Raw genomic sequence first — 21,300 nt, forward strand, 5'->3', positions numbered from 1 at the left:
AAGCATCTTATATCGCGTAAGGCTCCAATATGATCATAGAGCTTCAGTACGGTATAAGATGCTTTTTCATATGATGAATCGGATTCAAATTAATTATTGCAGATCTCCGGTATAATCAATCAATTGCTTCTCTGCATGTCTTGCAAATGCAAGCTCGATCAGCTCATCAAGCAGCGCCTTGTAGCTTACGCCTGTTTCGCGCCAAAGCAGCGGATACATGCTGAACGGCGTAAAACCAGGTAATGTGTTCGCTTCATTAATAAACCAGCTTCCTGTTGTGCGCTCCAGGAAGAAGTCAATGCGTGATAGGCCTGTTCCATCAATGGCTTGAAAAGCCGTTACCGCCATCTCACGAACCTGCTCCATCTGCGCATCTGTCAGCTGAGCTGGAATTGCCATCTGAGATTTGCCGTCAATGTATTTTGCTTTATAATCGTAGAAATCATTCGAAGAGATAATCTCGCCAGCAATAGAGGCTTTCGGCTCATCATTGCCAAGCACTGCAACCTCAATTTCGCGTCCATCTACGAATTCTTCAATAATGACCTTGCGATCAAAACGGAATGCATATTCAACTGCTTGAATCAGCTCTTCGCGATTGCTTGCCTTCGAAACGCCAACGCTGGAGCCGAGATTAGCAGGCTTTACAAAACACGGATAGCCCAGAGCAATTTCACATTCCATCAAATAATATTCCTGCTGTTTCGCCCATTGCGGCTTCGTAAAGTAACGGAAAACGCATTGCGGCAAGCCTGCGTCCGCAAACGCTTTTTTCATAAACACTTTATCCATACCAACAGAAGATGCCAGCACTCCTGCCCCAACATATGGAATATTGGCCATTTCGAATAAGCCTTGGATTGTTCCATCCTCGCCAAATGTACCATGAAGCAATGGCAGCACGACATCGACCTGCTCCTCATGCTTGATTCCGTCTATTGCAGAAAAAATAGAAAAAAGTGCTGCGTGTGTCGTTCCTTCTCCTTCGCCAGCTGCAATACGCAGCTGCTCAGCGGCTTGAGGAGGTTGATTCATTGCTGGCCCAGACAGCCATTGTCCCTGTTTTGTAATATAAAAAGGCTTTATCTCATATTTGTTATAATCAAATTCCTTTGTAACAGCAAATGCAGTGGACAACGATACTTCATGCTCACCTGACTTGCCTCCATATACAAGGCCTACCTTAATTTTGCTTCCCATTCCAGATCCTCCGCTGCTTTCATTTTGTACACATAATGTACAACTTTAAGATGATTGAATGAGTTAGATGGACGAGGTCTTCTTACACGATGATTACAAATAGTCATGAATATGAAAGAAGCGATAACGTGTACTTGGGGTCCATGCATAGGAATCCTGGTAGTCCCAGTAGCGATGTCTGCTTGCTACGGTGTTGGCATTGACAAGCGGCTGTCCCTTGCTGTCAAACGCAGTAACAATCGTTGAATGCTGGAAGGTATTATTGCCATTCCAGTCGTATACGATCACATCACCAAGCTCCAACTGATCAGCACGCTCCACCTCTACCGCACGAAGCCCTTTGCTTCGCGCTCTCGATAAAAATGCAGTCAGTGAACGAGACACCGCCCAGCTGTAGCTCCACCATTCCTTGCCTTTTTGTTGTCTTCCCTTGTACCACCATCCACTATCTCTTCTATTAGTATAGAGCATCGGTGCTTCACCTGCAAAGAGACATTGGGAAACATAATTCGTGCAGTTTGCTTCGAACTCCTCATATTGCGAATTTGGCTTATTCCACCACGCATCCGCGTAAGCAACTGCTTGCTCGCGACGATATCGAGTCATATTGCTTGTGTTGCGGAAATGAGAAATGAGATCTGGATTGAGATACGGCTTGGAGATGATTGGCTCATCCTCTTCCTCCACCTCACTAAATGAGCCCCAATCTACAGTTGTTGATGCATAACGCGGCTTGCGCTCTGGTGTATTCGGCTCTACTCTCGTGATTTTCCATCCATTCTCTTCCTTCGCCAGCCATATGCGCTCCTGATCAATCCGCTCTTCAAAATAGTACTGATCATCCTGTGCAATTTTGCGTTTAATATACAGCTTGGCATTCAGTACAACTTCCTGCTCCAGCTCATTTACACTAAGTATCTCTGCTTTCGTTTCGCTGCCTGCGACGTGCGCACCGCGATATAGGTCACGCTCTCTTGAGCGAGCTAGGCGCTCATTTAATCGTTGATTGTGCAATTGATCAAGGGTAAACTCACTAACGCGATGACTATGCTGCTCGGTTTCTGCCTGATTGCAGCGTGTAATGTATTGCTGAAACACTGGCTTCCAGTCGTTGATCTTCTCACGCTTTGCCGGTGAGCTTGTTAACGGCGGCAATGAAGCTTTAATTGCGGAACGCGTTGGCTGCTGTTCCATACTAGGAACAAAGGTGGTCGCTTGGACTGTTTTGTTCTGCCCCGTAATCATCGCTGAGCGATGTGCCGCATGAATGACTGCCTGCTGCTTGCTTCGCGTCTTTTTTCTTCTTCGTTTCATATTTGCTGTCGACCTACTCATGCTTCCCCTCCTCACAATTTTCGGTTCGTTACTTTCGTAGTAGCATAACTGCTTCATTATATGCATGGCCTTGACTAATCATGTGGCTTTGCTATCGTTTAACTGGAAGCAATATTTATGAGAAAGCTTACAATTTTACTTTACGACCGCACTCATTTACCGCTATACTAGAGATATAAGTTATTTTGAAATACGGTTTCATCTAGTGAAACTGTAAATACGTTACAAAGGAGACTCATGATGGCTACACAAAACGAATATTCCGTTCGCTCCACACTAGAAGCCGGTGGCAAGAAGTTCGCGTACTACCACCTAGGTGGACTTGAACAACAAGGTTTTAAAGACATTTCCAAGCTACCATTCTCCATCAAAGTGTTGCTTGAAGCAGCCGTTCGTCAATTCGACGGCAGAGCAATTACACCTGAGCATGTTAAACAGCTTGCAAACTGGGCTAATGGACGCGAGGATAAAGAAATTCCTTTCATCCCTGCTCGCATCGTCCTTCAAGACTTTACAGGGGTTCCGGTTGTTGTTGACTTGGCAGCAATGCGTGACACTGTTAAAAAAGCTGGTGGAGATCCTAAAAAAATCAATCCTCTTGTTCCTGTTGACCTTGTTATCGACCACTCTGTTATGGTTGATGCCTTCGGTACACCAGAAGCGCTTGAGTATAATACAAAAGTTGAGTTTGAGCGTAACGAAGAGCGCTATCGCTTCCTTCGCTGGGCACAAACTGCATTTGACAACTTCCGTGCCGTTCCTCCAGGAACAGGTATCGTTCACCAAGTAAACCTTGAGTATCTTGCATCCGTTGCAGCTACAAAAACAATTGATGGCGAAACGGTTGTATATCCGGATTCTCTAGTTGGTACAGATTCTCATACGACAATGATCAACGGTCTTGGCGTAGTGGGCTGGGGCGTAGGTGGTATCGAGGCGGAAGCAGGTATGCTTGGACAACCTCTATACTTCGTAATGCCTGAAGTAATCGGCTTTAAGCTGACTGGCAGCCTTGCTGAAGGTGCTACAGCTACTGACCTTGCGCTAACTGTTACGGAAATGCTTCGTAAAAAAGGCGTTGTCGGCAAGTTCGTAGAATTTTTCGGACCAGGTCTATCCAATATCTCACTAGCTGACCGTGCAACAGTTGCCAACATGGCGCCTGAGTATGGTGCGACAATTGGTTTCTTCCCGGTTGACAGCGAAACGCTATCTTTCCTTCGTTCAACTGGCCGTCCAGAAGAGCAAATTGAGCTAGTTGAAGCTTATTACAAAGCACAGGATATGTTCCGTACAGACGATACGCCAGATCCTGTATTTTCAGATGTAATTGAGCTTGATCTATCTACAATCGTTCCTTCTCTTGCAGGTCCTAAGCGTCCACAGGACCGCGTAGAGCTTACAAACATGAAGAAGGAATTCAACGATATCATTCGCAAGCCAGTCGACAAAGGCGGCTACGGCTTGTCTGAAGAAAAAATCGAACAAAGCGTTCCAGTTAAGCATCCAAATGGTGCTCAAACTGAGCTTAAAACAGGTGCTGTCGTAATCGCCGCGATTACAAGCTGTACGAACACGTCCAATCCTAGCGTTATGCTTGGCGCAGGTCTTGTTGCGAAAAAAGCGGTTGAGCGCGGTCTTGTAAAGCCTGCTTACGTAAAAAGCTCGCTTACACCAGGTTCACTTGTTGTTACTGAATACTTGAAAAAAGCAAACCTGATCGAGCCGCTTGAAGCGCTAGGCTTCCACGTTGCTGGTTATGGCTGTGCAACATGTATCGGTAACTCTGGTCCGCTTCCTGAGGAAGTTAGCCAAGCAATCGCTGACAACGATATGACGGTTGCGGCTGTTATCTCTGGTAACCGTAACTTCGAAGGTCGCGTCCATGCGCAAGTTAAAGCAAACTACCTGGCTTCTCCTCCGCTTGTTGTCGCTTATGCGCTTGCAGGTACTGTGAACATTGACCTTGCAAACGAGCCAATCGGCTACGATACAAACGGTGAAGCAGTTTATCTAAAAGACATTTGGCCAACAAATGCTGAGATTAAAGAAGCTGTTGCAGCTTCTCTTAACCCAGAAATGTTCAACCAAAAATATGCGAATGTATTTACGCAAAATGAGCGTTGGAATGCAATTGATGTTCCAGAAGGCGAAAGCTATGAGTGGGATGAGAAATCCACTTACATTCAAAATCCTCCATTCTTCTCTAACCTTGGAGAAGGCCTTGCTGACATTGCCGATATCAAGGCAGCGAATGTTCTTGCATTGATGGGCGATTCTGTAACAACAGACCATATCTCGCCTGCTGGTAACATTACGGTGTCCAGCCCTGCAGGTAAATACTTGATTGAAAATGGCGTTGAGCGCAAAGACTTCAACTCCTACGGCTCTCGCCGTGGTAACCATGAAGTAATGATGCGCGGTACGTTTGCCAATATCCGTATCCGCAACGCTGTTGCTCCTGGTACTGAGGGTGGGGTTACTACGTATCTGCCAGAAAACGAAGTGATGTCCATCTACGATGCTTCCATGAAGTATCAAGAAGAAGGCAAAAACCTAGTCGTAATCGCTGGTAAAGAGTATGGTACTGGTTCATCCCGTGACTGGGCTGCAAAAGGTACGTTCCTACTTGGCGTAAAAGCTGTTATCGCTGAAAGCTTCGAGCGTATTCATCGCTCCAACCTGGTTGGTATGGGCGTGCTTCCGCTTCAATTCAAAGCAGGCGACAGCTGGAAGTCTCTAGGCATTACTGGTCGTGAGACATTCGACATCACTGGTCTATCCAATGATGTACAACCAGGTCAAGAGGTATCCGTAACGGCTACTCGTGAAGACGGAACAAGCTTCCAATTCAACGCAATCGTGCGTCTAGATTCACTTGTAGATGTAGATTACTACCATAACGGCGGTATTCTGCAAACTGTACTTCGTCAAATGATTGCTAATATGTAAGCAACAGCGCCTATTAATTGGCGCATGTAATAAAGGGGTGTCCAGCAGTCAGTGTTCTCACTGATTTGCTGGACACCCCTTTTGTATGTTTGGGTCTAGTACAATCATGCATGGCGCTACGACTACTGCATCATCTCTATATCGCTTTCATTAATAAACATGATGAACTGGTAATGAAGTCTGCCATTACTATATGATCTGCCATTAACAGATCGTTCGGGAAAAACCACATGATTATCCTTATCATACGTATTAACTCGAATATTGCTGGTCACTGACTGCATTGGCAACATATAGGATTGATTGACTTTCTTAAGCTGCTCCAGCTCCTTATTTATCGTGATCCATTCATCAGGAAGCGCCATTGCGCCATATGAGCTTTGCTGCAATGAAATACGGTGATCAACCTGCACCTTCGGCGTATAAATGCTATCATAAACCTGGTTGGACCTATGGCTGATTTGATACCCTCTGTTGTTAATTAAATATAATTGCAATGCATCCACTCCATCATCAGGATGAAGATTCCATAGGATACGATGAGCAGAAGGGTCGTTACGATCAAGAAGCCACAGTATGGGCATCCCTTCCGTAGTCACGTAAATCAGTTTCCACTTGTTATACTTCCATTCCCAAACACTCATACTATACTCATCACTAGCTGAAACAAACGGAACGTAGACGTTCTTGTGATCTAAATAAATGACATCTTGAATATCCTGCGCGGCCCCGTCTCGATATACACGATTAATCTCATCTACCAGTTTCTCTCGATCAGGAAAAGGTTTCGGGCTAGACAGAAATAGCATATATAATGCAACAAGTATGCCAATCAAAACTAACCCTGCTATACCAAAAAGCAGCTTCTTTTTGCCGTTGCTCATTGCATGATCGCCTCCTCAAGCAATGAGTTTTCCACACGATAATATAGCTGCTGGTCGTGCAATGTAATCAGCAGTCCCTTGCCATCGTCCTCTACATACATAACGGAGGATAAGCCGCTGCCCCATTTCGGCTGTACGCCTGTGAGCATATAAGGAAACTTCTCCTGGACCTCCATTCCAGCCTGTACAGACGTAATGATATTGAGGTACCATTGATCACTTAGAATCGGTGAAGACTCCATTGATGAAAGCTGCTGTTTTAAGCTGTCTACATCTAGGGAAACTTCAGAGCTTGCAGATGGGTGAATCGCAATAACCTTTGCATGTCGTACATTAGATACATATGTTGCAGGATTATCCTTCGGATAGATCACGCTATGAAGCGGCATTGCCAGTAATGTCGCTGCCAGTATCATGTAGTTGGACCAAAAGCCAAGCCATGCGAATTTACGATACCTTTGCCAGCGACCTTCCCTCCCTTTACATACCCAGTACAACAACCACACGCCTAACGGCAAAATTGCAAACCTAAGCTTCATCCCATTCTGAATCCAGTCAAAAGAAAATGAAAAAAGCGCTACAAGTATCACGATGACAAGCTTCCACACCTTAGGTCTAACCTCTTGCTTTCTATACACTCGATAGGCGATGTAGCCAATAGTTATATAGGCCAGCAACTTTGTTACAATCGAAACCATATCAATGGTAGAAACGTCTATCCCATTCCTCCCCCTTTCCGATGCACAACAATATCATAAATGCACTTACATATATTAACACATAATACCACATTTTCCTTGGTTCTTGAATATTTACACCAGTAAACAAATAACGCTTGTTTCAGGAGCAGAAAACTGTACCCGAAACAAGCGTCAATTCTTGAATTTACATTGCTTTTATTTAAAACCAAGGGGGGTTATTTTCTTTTGCGCGATAATCCAGGAATTGGATTGTTGCAAGTCATCACATAAACACCGCAGGATAGCGCGTAATCCACTGACTCCTCATCATCTGGAGCATAGCACCAAACCTGCAAGCCCATCTGTTTGTAATGCTGTACATCGGCTTCATTCAGAAGCTTCATATCCATCGCCAGCGCCCACATTTTAGAGTAGGTGCCTTGCTCGCCTTCTACAAAGTTAAACATCTTCTCGCCTTTAAAGCCTTGCGTTTTAGCACCGTATTCATCATACAAATGTGCAACAACATGAGCATCAAAAGAGGTAAATACACAATTTTCATACAGGCCAATTTGCTTCAGCTTCGCTACAGCCAGATCAGCAATCTCAATTGCTTCAGGACTAGGCTTGATCTCAACATTGAGCAATACATCTGGATGCTGCAGCATTAGATCGCAAAACTGGTCGAAGGTCGGAATCTTCAAGCCGCTAAACATTGGATTCTTCCAGCCACCTGCATCGAGCGCTTGGATTTGCTCGAGTGTATAGGATTTAACCTCTCCCGTGCCATTCGTCGTTCGATCAACCGTTTCATCATGAATAACAACAATATGACGATCCTTCGTCATGCGAAGATCAAGCTCGAGCATTGGACAACCCAGCTTTAACGCTTCATGGAAGGCCAACAGTGTATTTTCAGGATATGCCGATTTATAGCCACGATGACCAGAAACTATGATTTGCGTAGTATCTTGAATCTGCTCTATCATCACAAGCCTTCCTTTCTGTTATTATTCCGCAAGCAGTCGCTCTGCGTTTTGCTGAAACTTTGCTAGCGTAGCATCAATATCTTCATTGTCATACATGATCGCTTCTATGGCAGAGAAAAACTCTGGCTGAATCGAAGGCCAAGCTAGATCCTTGTTTGTATCATTTGCAAATTCCAGCTGCTTGTATGCTGTTTCACGAATTGGCTCCTGTGACCAAAGCTCCTTGATCGCATCAGATTCAACCATCTTATGCGTGAATGGCAAGTAGCCCGTGTCAATGACAAATTGTTCAGCACCTGCTGCATCTGTCAGCAGCCATTGCATAAATACTTCGCCCGCTTGTTTATTTTTTGATTCCTCGAACATCACGATATTACCGCCGCCAGTTGGGTTAGAGTATTGTACGTTTTGCGGTAAGAAAGCTGTAACATAATCAAAGTCTACTCCTTTTAACAAACCACCGATTGTCCCTGTTGATTGGAATAGAATCGCTACCTTGCCTTCTGTAAACATAGAGTTTACGATTGATCCCGAGTCAGCAGCTGGTGGGTAGAACAAAGCACCGTCGTTTTGCAGCTTTTTCAAAAATTCAAATACTTGCTTTCCTTTACCATCAGTAATAAATGGAGTTGTCGTATTGCTTTCATCGAAAACCGTTCCGCCCAGCTGTTGAACCATCGCGATTGGATACCACGTATCGTAAGGCATAGTCAAGCCATAGCGAGTTGTTTCAGAACCGTTCTTTACAATTGCAGCTTTCGCAACAGCTTCGAGTTCATCCCAATTTGTCGGGATATCCATTCCTAGCTCATCTAGAATGGTTTTGTTAACATGCATAATTGGTGTAGAACGATTGAACGGCAATGAGATTAATGTGCCGTTTTGCTCTGTGTCACCCATTAAGCCCTGTACAAAATCTGCTTGTGATAGGCCTGCCCCTTCGATAACTGGACCAAGATCAGCCAGCACCTCTGCGTCAGAAAATAGCTCGACAAAGCCGCGCTCGATCATTGCAACTTCCGGCGCTTGATTTGATGCAGCTGCCTGCTGGAGCTTCGTTACGGTTTCAGGATAAGAGCCTTGGAATGTTTCAACAACTTCGATTGATGGATTCGCATCATTAAAACGCTTCACCATTGCAGCGATAGCTTCTCCGTTAGACCCGCCCATGGAATGCCAGAAGTCAATCTTCACTTTCTCTCCAGAACCAGCATTGCCGTTATTGCCTACTGGTGTTGTGCCTGTATTACCATTTGCTCCATTATTGCTGTTACCTCCGCAAGCTGCAAGCATACTAATCATTAGTGTTAGAACAAGAAACAAGGATACCTTTTTCATATTTTGACCCTCCATTTGTTTGTTGTTATGGTAAGAAACATGACTACTTTATACCTGAGTATACAAATGCTTTAACGATTTGCTTAGAGCAAAAAATGTAAACAATTAAAATTGGAATAACAAGGATTACATTTCCGGCCATTATGACATGCCAGTTACTGATGCCCTCGGTTTCGCGCAGCATAGAAATCCCGACCGTCAGCGGTCGAACCGATGCTGAATCTGTCATAACAAGCGGCCAAAAATAATCGTTCCAGTGAGAAACGAAGCTGAATAACGCAATCGTCGCTAGTGCTGGCTTTGACATCGGAATCATAATTTTCCATAGTATTTTCAGCTCGCTGGCATTATCGAGACGAGCAGCTTCGATTAGCTCCTCCGGAACCTGCATCAAATATTGGCGAAGCAAAAATATACCGAATGCATTCGTCATAAAAGGAATGATCTGCGGCAGCAATGTTCTGCCAATTCCCCAATCGGACATCATCAGATATACCGGTATAAACGTTACCTGACCTGGGATCATAAAAGCTAAAAGAACTAAACCAAATAGAATCGTTTTCCCTTTAAATTTATACTTTGCAAAGGCATAAGCGGCAGGAATCAGCACAAGCATTTGTATGACAATAATTGATATTGTAATAATAGCTGAGTTGCTGAAATACGTTAAAAACGGTCCTGACTGCCAAGCTGTTGCGTAATTGATAAACTGAGGGATAGCAGGAATCATTGTTGGTGGAAACGTAAGAGTCTCCTTTAAGGTTTGCAAAGAAGTTGAGATCATCCATAAGAAAGGAAATATGAAGATCGCCGCCAGCAATGATTTCAGTACATATCCGCTTGCTTGTTTAGCAATGTGAAGTGATCTTGTCATAGCTTCCTCCTTATTGATAATGAACTCGATTAGCAAGCATTCGGAAATAAATAATGGTTAAAATGCTTATGATGATCATCAACACCATCCCCGTCGCCGAGGCATAACCGATATTGGTCGTCCGATGTTGATAGATATAATACACAAGCGTATTCGTTGAGTTATTCGGTCCGCCCAGCGTCATCATTCGAACGGTATCAAACACTTTAAAGGAACCGATTGTCATAATGATCAAAATAAAGAACAACTGTGGCGAAATCATAGGAAGCGTAATTTTGTAAAAGGTTTTCCACTTGCTTGCATTGTCAAGGGAAGCGGCTTCATAAATGCTCGGAGATACACCTTGCAGGGCAGCTACAATAATCAGCACATAATACCCGACACTTTGCCATACCGAAACAAATATGATCGACGCCATCGCTGTGCTTGAGCTTTGCAGCCACTGCGATGTAGGCAAACCTAATGTTTTCAACACGTAGTTCAAGAAGCCAAGACTCGGTTCCATCATCCACATCCATACGAGAGCGATCGAGACGATCGAGACGATGTGCGGCGTGAATATCCCTGCCTGTATGAATTGATTGAACCTCGAGTTTTTACTTACCCAAACCGCTATCGCAATAGACAGCACAAGCGTAATGGCTACCGTTGAAAAGGTATAGACGGCGGTATTGCCAAGCACCTTATAAAAATCTTCTCTCGAAAACAGCTCCATATAATTATCTAACCCAATAAATTTACTTTTGGATGGATTCATCAGGTTGTACTTATGCAGACTTAAATATGCTAAATAAAAAATCGGATAAATAACAAACACGCCAATACCAATCATCGCAGGCAAAATCAATAGATAAGGACGAATGACTTCAGATATTCGCTTTTTATCCATAATACTGCCCTCTCAATGTCTGAATTTTATCTAAATAAAGGGGTGTAGATTGGTGAATGCGTTTTTCCTGATCATCAAAAAAGTGAATTTTCTCCTCAGGCAAGCTCAGATAAATTTGCTCATTGACCTTATATTGGTCATCAAGACTTTTAATCATGAACGTATCAATTGGCGTTTTCACTTGATAAATGGTCTCGGAGCCCAGCATTTCTCTAGTCAATATCTCACCCATTGTTTGCAGCAAGCCTGGTTGTGGCTCTCGCCCTATCGTTGCACTTTCAGGACGGAAGCCAAACGTAAGATGCTTATGCTGCATGTGCGTAATGTTCATAGGTGGAACACCAATAAACTGTGCGGTAAATTGATTGGCTGGTATATGATACATCTCATCTGGAGAAGCTTCCTGCTGAATGACACCGCGATTCATCAGCACAATCTTATCCGCCATCGACATCGCTTCAACCTGGTCATGGGTAACATAGACAAACGTCGTACCAAGTTTTTTGTGAAGCTCAATCAGCTCGATTCGCATTTGAACACGAAGCTTAGCATCCAAATTGGACAGCGGTTCATCCATAAGGAAAACCGAAGGCTTCTTAACCATTGCTCGTGCAAGTGCCACACGCTGTCTCTGACCGCCAGACAATGTAGACGGCTTACGATCTAAATAATCCTTAAGCCCAACCGTTTCGGTTATGCTCTCAATTAATTCCTTACGTTCTTCCTTTGGCACTTTATTGTTTTTTAATCCAAATTCAATATTTTCACGAACGGACATTGTCGGGTATATCGCATAGTTTTGAAAAACCATCGCAATCCCTCGTTGCCCTGGAGGGGTTTTCGATACATCTCTGCCTCCGACAAGCACTTGACCGGATGTTTGCGGATCAAGTCCAGCAATCATGCGCAGCAGTGTTGTTTTACCGCAGCCGGATGGTCCGACTAATACGGTAAAGGAGCCATCTTCAATATTCAAATTCAGATCTTTAATTACATCGTGCTTATCGAAGGTTTTCGTAATATTCTTCAGTTCAATAGATGCCATATGCTCACTTCCTTCAGTAAATTCTAGTTTTACAGTTTCTCTTTACCAGCCCCTTTTTATGACGTTTTTATTCTTCATTGAATTACTCTTCTCTCCAAGCCCCGTTAAGCAGCCTCTTTATGTTTAAGCGCTTTCATTCCGTTTACTAAATTACAATTAAAAGCTGACAGGCGATTGCTGACCACCAAAAAGCTTATACTCTTCACCTGAGCACTTAATGGAAATGACGGATTGTTCCTCTCTTAGCTGCTCCACAATGGCAAGCCAAGTGGATCGTTTCGGCAGCTTGCAAGTAATGCAAAGCTTGACATAGACGTTGTCGATTGCTTCAGCTGCATCCTGCTCTTGAGAGGCAACAGCAATATTTAATACTTTTGCTTGATGAGCATCAAGTACGTTTAACACCTGCGTAATGGCTTTCGTATGTTCCTTAACCAGCAATTCAATTTGCTTGGTACGGCGTTTTTTCATAAGCAATTTTTCACATTTGTTCAAAATAAACAATGTTGTGATAACAAGTACGGTGCTGATGACCGCAGCTTTATAAAAACCAGCCCCAATGCAAAGCCCGATTGCGGCTACTACCCACAGTGAGGCAGCCGTAGTCAAGCCTTTAATGATATTGCCGTTTCGCATGATCGCTCCTGCACCAAGAAAGCCTATTCCGCTAATGACTTGTGCAGCTAATCGGGCGGGATCCATACGAACATTGAATTCATCTACAAAATCAGAAAACCCATAGATGGAAAGCAGCATGATCGTTGTTGAGCCTAAGCACACTAATATATGGGTGCGAAAGCCTGCGGAATGATTGCTGATTTCTCGTTCAATTCCGACCAATCCACCGAGTATAACCGATAGGATAAGCCGAATTACCAAGTCCATATCGCTTATCGACCATACGTTGAGATTTGTCATGTTCTATTCCTAGCCCTTATCTGTTAATAGGCCCATGTCATTATGTCCTGCACGATCTGTATTGCATTTGCATTAAAATAGTGTAGAATAATGGCATGGGCAAAGTAGCAGTTACCAGTTAAACTGGATAATTGTTTTTTCCCAGCTTCGATGAGCTGCGGCGGATTCCATAACTTTGGCGAGTTGGTCTGCCGTACTCACATTTTCGTAATGCTTTGGTACAATTTTGTTTAATGATTGCTGATATGCTGGCTGTCGCATAGCCTGAATAATTTGCTTAAAGTCATAAGCTGTGCTGCGACTGCTGCCAAACATTGTAATCCCCTTCTCAAGCACATCGCGTGTATTGATCGGCACTAAATCCTCGGTAACCCCCATCAATATCAGAACGCCGCCGGGCTTAAGAATTTGAATAGCCTGATTAATAGCACTCTGACTGAACTTTCCACCCGTACATTCAATCGCGATATCAACTAACGGCCCATTCTCAAAGTTATACGTTTGAACCATTTGTCGTTGAGCAAAATCAAAATTGTTAAGCTTCTCTTCAATCGCTCCGAATACGGTCAATCGATCATCATTCAGCTTATACATATGGTGCAGCATAGCTGCTGTCATGTAGCCTACTGGTCCGTCTCCGAATACTACAGCTGTACCTGACTGCAAGCGGTCGCGTACTCGCTCCAGTGCTTGATGAGAAACACTGCAAAGCTCTGTTAAGACGGCAATGTGATCAGGCACATCATCAGGAATTGGGATTGCATTGGAAGCAGATATGACAAGTCTGCTTTGAGCCATTCCATCAATTCCACTTGCAAGAAAACCTCCATGCTCGCAGTAGTTCTCTCCTATTCCGTTACAGTACTCACAGCACTCTTCCTTCGCTGTTCCATGCATTTCATATGCTGGCAAATTCGGTACGATAACGACTCTCTGACCGTTCTTGATCTCTTCGGAATTAGATTCGAGCACAGTTCCGATTCCTTCATGAAACAATGCCATAGGAAGCTTTTTTGCCAGCGCCTCCTGACGTCTTTGCCCGGTATAGTACCGCAGATCGGCATGACAGATGCTGACTAGCTCCGGCTCGATCAAAACCTCATGCGGCAAGAGAGACCGCTCAATCGTAACTTCTTCGATTTTGTGCGGCTCAATCAGCCGCAACACTTTACTTGACTTGCTTGCCAAGCTGCGCACCCCCTGTTGCGAAAATAATACGATTGCTGAGCAAGTAAAGCGCATTCATTACTCAATACAATCATTTTGGTTCATTACACTGTAATCACTTCAACGCCGCTCTTACCGTACTGCTCAAGATCGTATTCACTGATGCCACTTCCAGTAATCAGCGTATCAATCTCTTCGTTTGATGCGACCGTGTGTAAGGAGACCTTTCCAATTTTTGAATCATCAGCGACTACAATAATGTTCTCCGAGGCACGAATCATGCTTTGCTTCGTTGGAACAAGCTGAGCTTCTGGATGCATCAGCCCAAATCGGGAGTGTAAAACAGGAATACCGATAAATGCTTTGTGCACATGCAAGGAATTCAACACTTGTTCAGTAAACATACCGTTCAGCATATAACTGGAAGGGTACAATTCGCCACCCGTCAAAATGACCTTGATGCCTGGAGAATCTTTCAGCTCTGCAGCAACGTTCATATCATTCGTGACGACAGTGAGATCGGTACGATGGATCAAATTTTTTGCAATATGCAGCGTTGTCGTTCCTGAATCAATAATAATATGCTCGCCGTCTTTCACCATCTCTGCTGCCCGCTTGCCTATTAGCATTTTTTGTTCAAGCTGATTGCTATATCGCTCGTTAAAGGAGGCCTCTGAATTGGTCCATTCGTCAATCGTTACTCCGCCATGTGTCCGCTTCAGCAGTCCTTCACGAACAATCTCATTCACATCTCTTCTAATTGTAGCATCATGTACAGAAAAAGCTTTGGCCAGCTCACTAATCGTGGCTACTCGATGTTCCTTCACATACTCAATTATTCGAGTTTTTCTTTCTACAGCAAGCATAATATCCACCCCTACCACTCAATATTGCGCGCTAATGTTCAATATTGTTCACAATCTTATGATATATGGATAATTCGTGACTGTCAACACATTTTTGAGCATTTATGAGCATTTTTAAGTGAATTCCAAACATAATTGCGCAAAGTTGTGCAAGTTATCTCCATTTACTCATTTGAAACATGTTCATTTATGCTCATATTGATTGAAAAAGAAAAAAGCGACCATGCCCTCGTGGGACTGACCGCTTCCTTCCTATACAACAATAGCTAACTATTCGCATCGCTTCGGACAGCTTTTCACAAAATCGATACCCTCAAGCGGATTTTCCAAATTCAGCTTGAATACGAATTCGTTTCCTTCTTTATTTTGCAGAAAATAATATTGACTGTTACTAACTCCAACAATCCTGACACCATCAATCCCATGTGGGAGATTGTGGTAAACGATTTCGTTATTTTCATTTTTAATTGCAAATACATATTGGTTCTCATTCGTTATTAACGAGCCTAGTACAACCTTTGTTACTTCTCCTGTTTCCTCTGATACATCTATATACATATTTACTGGATTTATATTTTCAATCTTGTCGTATACCTCTCTGACTAGACGACTGTAGGGGGAGCTATGAGACTCGGTTATAACTTGCGAGTTATACGGATTTACCGAATTTTGATTCGATATCTTCAAATAAGCATAAACAAAGATTGCTATTATTAATAATAAAAATAGCAATGCCAGAACGGTCAAAATGTGTTTTGAACGATATTGAATACAAATTCCTCCCTTCAGCAAATCAAAATGTTATTAAAATAACATTAACGTATTCTACAAATACTAGCAACTTATCCTCTACATATAATGTAATATTTTTCGACTTAAAATAAAAATTGTGGAGAAGAAAATCTTCTCCACAACGACTAACATTACATTAATTAAAGATCCTTCCCGTTCCTTCTAAATAATATGAATAAGTGGTTACTGGCTTAGAAAGACGGAAATAAATATCGCCTTTTGGTACATTATTGAATGTTACACTATGAGTAGTTGGGCCGTTAGGACCATCACAATGTACTGGCATATCTAAAGTGTAGCCGATTAGTGTACCGTCACCTTTGTATAAATATATAGCAAAATGTTGATGTTCTAGGGAGTATCCGTCTATACTAGTCCAACAAGCATCATCAATTCTTATTGTAACATTGCTTCCATTATTAGAAAAAGTTCTTGAAGTCAGATTAGATGAAAAATTGAATTCAAAATTAAAAGGTAAAGCAGTAGAGGAAAATGCAGAAAACTGACTATCCAATGGACTATATGTAATAGAATTATTCGAAGTATTTACTCGTGTCTCATAAACAATTGTAGGTTGAATTTCAGATAATCTAGCTTCGCTTACATAATCAACACTATCAGCACTTACCAAGGACGCCGATAAAGAAAATGAAAGAACCAGTGTTAAGATAATTATAGTAATTTTATTTCTCATTAAATTACCTCCCAATTAAGCTAAATCTTTTACTCTACCAAATGTTTAGATTACTCGCTAACTTTGCAGTTTAGTGGTTTAGACAACAAAATAAAATTTCTTACTTAGAGCATTTACAAAAAATACTTATGATAATACTTCTATGTTGCAAATCTTTGTCATTGTTCTGTTTATACATAATCGACTTAAACTGTTTGTTGATTATACTCTATTGATTCACCCCCTTTATATTAACGGTCAATAATAGTATAAAACATACTTTTTTTGTTTGTAAACTGAAAAACTAACAAATATATCCTTTTTTCCACCCCAATGAAACCAATCATTCCTCTAACAATTTGTATTGCCCTTCAATAAAGCTACAAGCAAAAACTAGATATACTAAAATTTGTCTTGTTCTACATATTTTTAACTAACAACATCTCGTAGCTTTGCTAATGTAATATGTCTATTTTTTATCCATTGTTGGTTGTTGAATGTCCGCCTGTATGCTCAGAAAAAAGCGACCATGCCCTCGTGGGACTGACCGCTTCCTTCCTATACAACAATAGCTAACTATTCGCATCGCTTCGGACAGCTTTTCACAAAATGATCTGAACGGATATAACGATGTACTCGGCATGCTCGCTGACTACTATCCACCTTCATGAATGGTAAAGCTATAGCAACTAATCCAGCGTATAGCCTTCTAGCGGTGTCTTGCGAATAAATGCGCCGTCTACATAATCGGCCAAGTATCGCTTGCCGAACATCAAATCATACTGCACCTTGCGGTAATCATCCACCAATGACTTGGAGTGCTCAGGTACTTTGGCATATAACTGGCTCTGCGCATCAACATAGAGCGGTCCTGTCATAACGGGAAGCTGCTTTGCCAGCTTGGAGCCAAGCGCAAACTGCGCAGGCTTGCTTATATGGAGCCCATCCATGATGACGGACCCGAGGAAGGCATAGCTCAATGCGGGATACGATTGTTTATCCATTGGAATGTTTGACCAGGTGGCGAATGGAATGCTTCGCATCCGCTGCCACTCCTCAAGCGACCAGTCCCATGCGCTAGAGCTGGAAATGAGTCCCCCTTGCAAATAAACGGAATATTGCTCGCCCAGCATCGGCAAATGGTCGCCGTAGAAAATAATTACGGTCGGCTCGCCTGATTGCTCAAAATGCGCAATTAAATCTCCCAGCGCTCTATCGGCATCGCGCACACCTTGAGTGTATGTTTGCAAAATCTGAGCCGCATCTTCTGTCAGTTCCCCCGAAACCTGCACCTCATGCTCCTGGTAGCGCGGTTTGCTGTACGGTCCGTGATTTTGCATCGTAACAGCATAAATAAACATCGGTCTGTCGGAAGCTGTAACCTCCTCGATAATGCTCTTTGTCACTTCCTCATCTGAGATATATGCGCCTTTGAACTGAGGATTATCAAAGCCTGTCTTGCTCTTGAAGCGCTCAAAGCCAAACGACTTGTACACCCGATTGCGGCTCCAAAACCAGCCGTCATACGGATGAATCCCCATGCTGTAATAGCCTTGGTCTTCAAAATAGGAGGCCAGTGTCGGCAGTGAATCGCCTACATGCTGCTGATAAGGCACCGCCCCTTGCGGCAGCAAACTCATCGACAGACCGGTCAACACCTCAAACTCGACATTGCTTGTCCCGCCGCCAAACTGCGGCGACAGCAGATACCCTGAGGTAAACTGCTGCTGCAAACCTCGTACAGTCGGGATCGGGTCCTCACTGAAAGACACATTCGGCAGCAGCGTCGGGTCCCAGAAGGCTTCATTCATAATGAAAATAACATTCGGCTTAACCTCGCTACCGGCTGCCGAATTGTCCTGCCCATCGTTAGCCGACTGAGCGCTGGCCTGTTGAATGGCGACTATGCTTTCCGCAATTCGGGCAAGCTCCTCCTTGCTGTAGCCCTCGGGCCGTTCAATAATGGTATGCTTTACATTCATGACGAAAGCAGCTGCCAGCCCGTTATCGGTGTAGTTTTTATTCTGATTCCAGACGGTTTCCTTATAACCAAGCTCCTTGGCCAGCTTGCCAGCCCATGGTGACTGCACGCCTGCCGCGTACAGCACATATATGGACAACAGGCCAAGCCCAAGCCGCGCCAGCAGCGGCAGCGAAAGCTTTGGCACAACGATACGCAGCAGAAATATGCAGGCGATACACAGTAATACGACCAGCAGCTTGAAGGCCGTCGAGAAGCTGGAGATGTAAGAGAAAATATTAAGCCCCTCTTTTCTCAGCATCAAATCCCAAGGGAAGAACGGCTCTCCAATGAGCGAGGACTTGAAATAGCTGGTCAAGGCTGCCAGTGCCAATAGCAAAGCCGATAGGCCAGAAGCAACCAGAAATCGGCCGACAAGCGCATAGATCAAAACAAACACAGTCAAATAAATACCGTAATTGAACATCGAGATGGTAGTGTTCTCCAACATCCATGCAAACGCGCTGATCAGAGAGCCGCGCTGCAGCGTCTCCGTCCACAGCATTAAGCCAATCGGCAGCAACAGCGTCATGCCTGTTATAATACTGTATTTTCGCCGCAGACTCCCCTCTAAAATTCGCTGTAGCCCAGCTCGCCAGGCATTGATGCGTGCAGTAAATATCATTGTGCATCACCTGCCTTGCCTGAGGGTGAGGGAGCACTTGATCCATACTCCGAATAGTTTGCATAATTTCTCAGTACATCATCAATAATCAAATACACTTCTCCGTTCGTCAGGGATGTCCAATCATCGATGGCAGCCAATGTTTCACCGACAAGCCATTTTTGATCAACAAAATGCTCCACTGTTCCTTTCTGCTGATCCAATCCCATCAAAGCAGACAAAATATGAATGGCGCATTCCAGAGATAGCGGACTGCTCTTCATCTCCTCTTCAGCAATATCCTGTACGCCCGCAGCAGCATCTCCGGCAAATTTGTCAGGTACGGCTTGACGCAATTTAGGCGTATGTCCAAGCAGACGCATCGGATTCGATGGCTCGTCCAGCTTGAAGCCTTCATTATTATAACTGCCGGTCGTAATTAGCAAGCCTATAGCTGTCAGCAGACCGCGCGTCGCTTTATGCTTCAGATAGTAAGGAGTCGGAAACTTGTTCATTTTCAGATCAACGCCTTGCTCTGTAAGCAGGCCGCGCAGTTTTTCCATATACTCCTGCGACTTCGACATTTCTCGTACAGTGATGCCTTCATTAATCGACATTGCTGCGGCTGCTCCTGCCGCTTGGCCTGTCGCCATTCCGAGCGGCACGACTCGCGCGCTGCCGTGGGCCATTGATTGAAAGCTTGCTGAACGGCCCACAACGAGCAAATCATCAACCTTCAATGGAACAAGCGAGCGGAACGGCACACCGTATTGCATTGGCTTCATCAGAATATATCCGGCATCCTTGCTGCCTGTACTGTGCAGATCGACCTGGTAGGAGCCGTAAGCAATAGCATCATAATGATCGCGATTTTCCATCAGGTCACGGATCGAAAGAACATATTCGCCTACAATATGTCGGCTTTCCCGAACGTATAGTTCTTCTGCTACACCTGCATATTCCACTGCTTCGAATTCTTTAACAGTTTGTTTCATATAGTCAATAAAGCGCGGCGCTTCTTGTTTGCCGATCTCATAGCCTTCCTTGCGCGAATTCGGATCAAGCGGATCAACACCGAACACCATCATCGCATTAATTAGCGCTGTACCATCAGCCTGCCGACCAATGTTGAGCGATCTTACGCGCACCCGATCCGGGTCAGTAGCAACGTATCCTGCTGCTTCAGGAAACCCCCAAATGGTTGTCCCGAACTGACCGCTGCCCTTGCGCTTGCCAAAGGCTGTCCAAACTTCATCGGTAATGCCTTTAATTTTAATAACGAGTGTTACAGCCGTTTTTGCTTCTTTATCGCCCATATCCTCACGCCCTGTCAGATATGGCACTCCTGCTGCTGCAGCAATATCGGCATCCTGCGTAGCATCAATCACGAGCTTGGCTCGAATGCGAGTTTGATTGTTGTCCTTGCTGACAACGTCAAGTCCGCTCACCTTTAACGTCGAGTCGTTAGCTTCAACCACTGGTTGCATCTCGGAAACGTTCATCATCAGATCGATATTTGGTTCGTCCTTCACCATCTTGAAGAACACATCCGCCGCTGTTTGCGTGTCGAAGGAAGTGCCTTCGAGCTGATCGAACCATTCGCGGAACAATCCTTCGTTGAGAAACTTCAGTTTATTGGAAAACGACGGTTGTGACGGCGAATTATTAAGATCAAGCGTATTTAACCCTCCCAAGGTAAACAAGCCGCCCAGTCGGTCGCGGTCGCGCCCATCGATCAGCAGCACCTTCATGCCGTTACGGGCTGCCGAGATGGCAGCCATCACGCCTTCCGGGTCGGTTCCGGCAACAATCACATCATACTCTTCTTTTTCTACCTTCGTATATTGGCCAACGTCCATCGATTCCGGCTGATTATTGCTCTTGTCCTCAGACTTGTCATTGATGACTAGTATAATTGCAACAATAGCGATAATTAAGAATATAGATAACAGTCCAAGTCCAAGCTTTGTTTTCATCGTTAACAGCTCTCCTTCAATTGTTTGCATGAGTCCAATTGTAGAGAGCTGTGTTTAATTACTACTGTCAGATCGCTGTATAGCGGCTGAATAAATGC

Annotated in this window: 17 protein-coding genes; 1 reads left to right on the plus strand and 16 read right to left on the minus strand. The window is 43.9% G+C overall.

Going from position 1 to position 21,300, the window contains the following annotated elements:
* Nucleotides 1–93: 93 nt before the first annotated feature.
* Nucleotides 94–1,200: a D-alanine--D-alanine ligase gene (locus ACFP56_RS09230; protein WP_379233616.1), complete on the minus strand. Its 1,107-nt coding sequence runs from the start codon at nucleotides 1,198–1,200 to the stop codon at nucleotides 94–96.
* Between the two features lie 93 nt (nucleotides 1,201–1,293).
* The gene (locus tag ACFP56_RS09235) at nucleotides 1,294–2,535 is read right to left on the minus strand and encodes an amidase domain-containing protein (protein ID WP_379233618.1); all 1,242 of its coding nucleotides are present in this window, start codon (nucleotides 2,533–2,535) and stop codon (nucleotides 1,294–1,296) included.
* Nucleotides 2,536–2,775: 240 nt separating this feature from the next.
* On the opposite strand from ACFP56_RS09235, the gene acnA reads away from it, so the two are divergent.
* Entirely contained in the window at nucleotides 2,776–5,487 is a 2,712-nt protein-coding gene (gene acnA / locus ACFP56_RS09240) for an aconitate hydratase AcnA (protein ID WP_379233620.1), read from the plus strand.
* 122 nt (nucleotides 5,488–5,609) lie between these two features.
* Here acnA and ACFP56_RS09245 read toward each other — a convergent pair whose 3' ends face one another.
* From ACFP56_RS09245 to ACFP56_RS09310, 14 genes are all read right to left on the minus strand, one after another.
* Nucleotides 5,610–6,371, minus strand: a complete 762-nt coding sequence (locus tag ACFP56_RS09245; RefSeq protein ID WP_379233622.1) for a hypothetical protein — start codon at nucleotides 6,369–6,371, stop codon at nucleotides 5,610–5,612.
* On the minus strand, nucleotides 6,368–6,979 hold the full coding sequence (locus ACFP56_RS09250; RefSeq protein ID WP_379233624.1) for a hypothetical protein: 612 nt from the start codon (nucleotides 6,977–6,979) through the stop codon (nucleotides 6,368–6,370). Before ACFP56_RS09250 ends, ACFP56_RS09245 begins: the two co-directional genes overlap by 4 nt.
* 308 nt (nucleotides 6,980–7,287) lie before the next feature.
* Nucleotides 7,288–8,040 (minus strand): glycerophosphodiester phosphodiesterase family protein, encoded by a 753-nt coding sequence (locus tag ACFP56_RS09255; protein ID WP_379233626.1) that lies wholly within the window; start codon nucleotides 8,038–8,040, stop codon nucleotides 7,288–7,290.
* Between the two features lie 21 nt (nucleotides 8,041–8,061).
* Nucleotides 8,062–9,378, minus strand: coding sequence for an ABC transporter substrate-binding protein (locus tag ACFP56_RS09260; protein WP_379233628.1), 1,317 nt, complete (start codon nucleotides 9,376–9,378; stop codon nucleotides 8,062–8,064).
* 43 nt (nucleotides 9,379–9,421) lie between these two features.
* Entirely contained in the window at nucleotides 9,422–10,252 is an 831-nt protein-coding gene (locus tag ACFP56_RS09265) for a carbohydrate ABC transporter permease (protein ID WP_379233630.1), read from the minus strand.
* Between the two features lie 10 nt (nucleotides 10,253–10,262).
* On the minus strand, nucleotides 10,263–11,141 hold the full coding sequence (locus tag ACFP56_RS09270) for a carbohydrate ABC transporter permease (protein WP_379233632.1): 879 nt from the start codon (nucleotides 11,139–11,141) through the stop codon (nucleotides 10,263–10,265).
* The gene (locus ACFP56_RS09275) at nucleotides 11,134–12,186 is read right to left on the minus strand and encodes an ABC transporter ATP-binding protein (RefSeq protein ID WP_379233634.1); all 1,053 of its coding nucleotides are present in this window, start codon (nucleotides 12,184–12,186) and stop codon (nucleotides 11,134–11,136) included. Before ACFP56_RS09275 ends, ACFP56_RS09270 begins: the two co-directional genes overlap by 8 nt.
* A 156-nt stretch (nucleotides 12,187–12,342) precedes the next feature.
* The gene (locus tag ACFP56_RS09280; RefSeq protein WP_379233636.1) at nucleotides 12,343–13,104 is read right to left on the minus strand and encodes an MgtC/SapB family protein; all 762 of its coding nucleotides are present in this window, start codon (nucleotides 13,102–13,104) and stop codon (nucleotides 12,343–12,345) included.
* Nucleotides 13,105–13,215: 111 nt separating this feature from the next.
* On the minus strand, nucleotides 13,216–14,292 hold the full coding sequence (locus ACFP56_RS09285; RefSeq protein ID WP_379233639.1) for an alcohol dehydrogenase catalytic domain-containing protein: 1,077 nt from the start codon (nucleotides 14,290–14,292) through the stop codon (nucleotides 13,216–13,218).
* Nucleotides 14,293–14,375: 83 nt separating this feature from the next.
* Nucleotides 14,376–15,137, minus strand: a complete 762-nt coding sequence (locus ACFP56_RS09290; protein ID WP_379233641.1) for a DeoR/GlpR family DNA-binding transcription regulator — start codon at nucleotides 15,135–15,137, stop codon at nucleotides 14,376–14,378.
* Between the two features lie 270 nt (nucleotides 15,138–15,407).
* Nucleotides 15,408–15,695, minus strand: coding sequence for a hypothetical protein (locus ACFP56_RS09295; protein WP_379233643.1), 288 nt, complete (start codon nucleotides 15,693–15,695; stop codon nucleotides 15,408–15,410).
* A 370-nt stretch (nucleotides 15,696–16,065) separates the two neighbouring features.
* Nucleotides 16,066–16,623 (minus strand): hypothetical protein, encoded by a 558-nt coding sequence (locus ACFP56_RS09300; RefSeq protein ID WP_379233645.1) that lies wholly within the window; start codon nucleotides 16,621–16,623, stop codon nucleotides 16,066–16,068.
* Between the two features lie 668 nt (nucleotides 16,624–17,291).
* Nucleotides 17,292–19,247 carry an LTA synthase family protein gene (locus tag ACFP56_RS09305; RefSeq protein ID WP_379233647.1) on the minus strand — a complete coding sequence of 652 codons (1,956 nt, stop codon included), beginning with the start codon at nucleotides 19,245–19,247 and terminating at the stop codon, nucleotides 17,292–17,294.
* Entirely contained in the window at nucleotides 19,244–21,202 is a 1,959-nt protein-coding gene (locus tag ACFP56_RS09310) for an FAD-dependent oxidoreductase (RefSeq protein ID WP_379233649.1), read from the minus strand. Before ACFP56_RS09310 ends, ACFP56_RS09305 begins: the two co-directional genes overlap by 4 nt.
* Between the last annotated feature and the right edge of the window lie 98 nt (nucleotides 21,203–21,300).

The sequence above is a fragment of the Paenibacillus septentrionalis genome (assembly GCF_042659865.1).
GTDB lineage: Bacteria > Bacillota > Bacilli > Paenibacillales > Paenibacillaceae > Pristimantibacillus > Pristimantibacillus septentrionalis.

What these genes read in the sequence shown, in the direction of transcription:
- ACFP56_RS09300 (WP_379233645.1), bottom strand. Translation starts at nt 16,623, where the DNA reads ATGAGAAATAAAATTACTATAATTATCTTAACACTGGTTCTTTCATTT.
- ACFP56_RS09245 (WP_379233622.1), bottom strand. Translation starts at nt 6,371, where the DNA reads ATGAGCAACGGCAAAAAGAAGCTGCTTTTTGGTATAGCAGGGTTAGTT.
- acnA (WP_379233620.1), top strand. Translation starts at nt 2,776, where the DNA reads ATGGCTACACAAAACGAATATTCCGTTCGCTCCACACTAGAAGCCGGT.
- ACFP56_RS09260 (WP_379233628.1), bottom strand. Translation starts at nt 9,378, where the DNA reads ATGAAAAAGGTATCCTTGTTTCTTGTTCTAACACTAATGATTAGTATG.
- ACFP56_RS09270 (WP_379233632.1), bottom strand. Translation starts at nt 11,141, where the DNA reads ATGGATAAAAAGCGAATATCTGAAGTCATTCGTCCTTATCTATTGATT.
- ACFP56_RS09265 (WP_379233630.1), bottom strand. Translation starts at nt 10,252, where the DNA reads ATGACAAGATCACTTCACATTGCTAAACAAGCAAGCGGATATGTACTG.
- ACFP56_RS09230 (WP_379233616.1), bottom strand. Translation starts at nt 1,200, where the DNA reads ATGGGAAGCAAAATTAAGGTAGGCCTTGTATATGGAGGCAAGTCAGGT.
- ACFP56_RS09290 (WP_379233641.1), bottom strand. Translation starts at nt 15,137, where the DNA reads ATGCTTGCTGTAGAAAGAAAAACTCGAATAATTGAGTATGTGAAGGAA.
- ACFP56_RS09255 (WP_379233626.1), bottom strand. Translation starts at nt 8,040, where the DNA reads ATGATAGAGCAGATTCAAGATACTACGCAAATCATAGTTTCTGGTCAT.
- ACFP56_RS09280 (WP_379233636.1), bottom strand. Translation starts at nt 13,104, where the DNA reads ATGACAAATCTCAACGTATGGTCGATAAGCGATATGGACTTGGTAATT.
- ACFP56_RS09235 (WP_379233618.1), bottom strand. Translation starts at nt 2,535, where the DNA reads ATGAGTAGGTCGACAGCAAATATGAAACGAAGAAGAAAAAAGACGCGA.
- ACFP56_RS09310 (WP_379233649.1), bottom strand. Translation starts at nt 21,202, where the DNA reads ATGAAAACAAAGCTTGGACTTGGACTGTTATCTATATTCTTAATTATC.
- ACFP56_RS09295 (WP_379233643.1), bottom strand. Translation starts at nt 15,695, where the DNA reads ATGTATATAGATGTATCAGAGGAAACAGGAGAAGTAACAAAGGTTGTA.
- ACFP56_RS09275 (WP_379233634.1), bottom strand. Translation starts at nt 12,186, where the DNA reads ATGGCATCTATTGAACTGAAGAATATTACGAAAACCTTCGATAAGCAC.
- ACFP56_RS09305 (WP_379233647.1), bottom strand. Translation starts at nt 19,247, where the DNA reads ATGATATTTACTGCACGCATCAATGCCTGGCGAGCTGGGCTACAGCGA.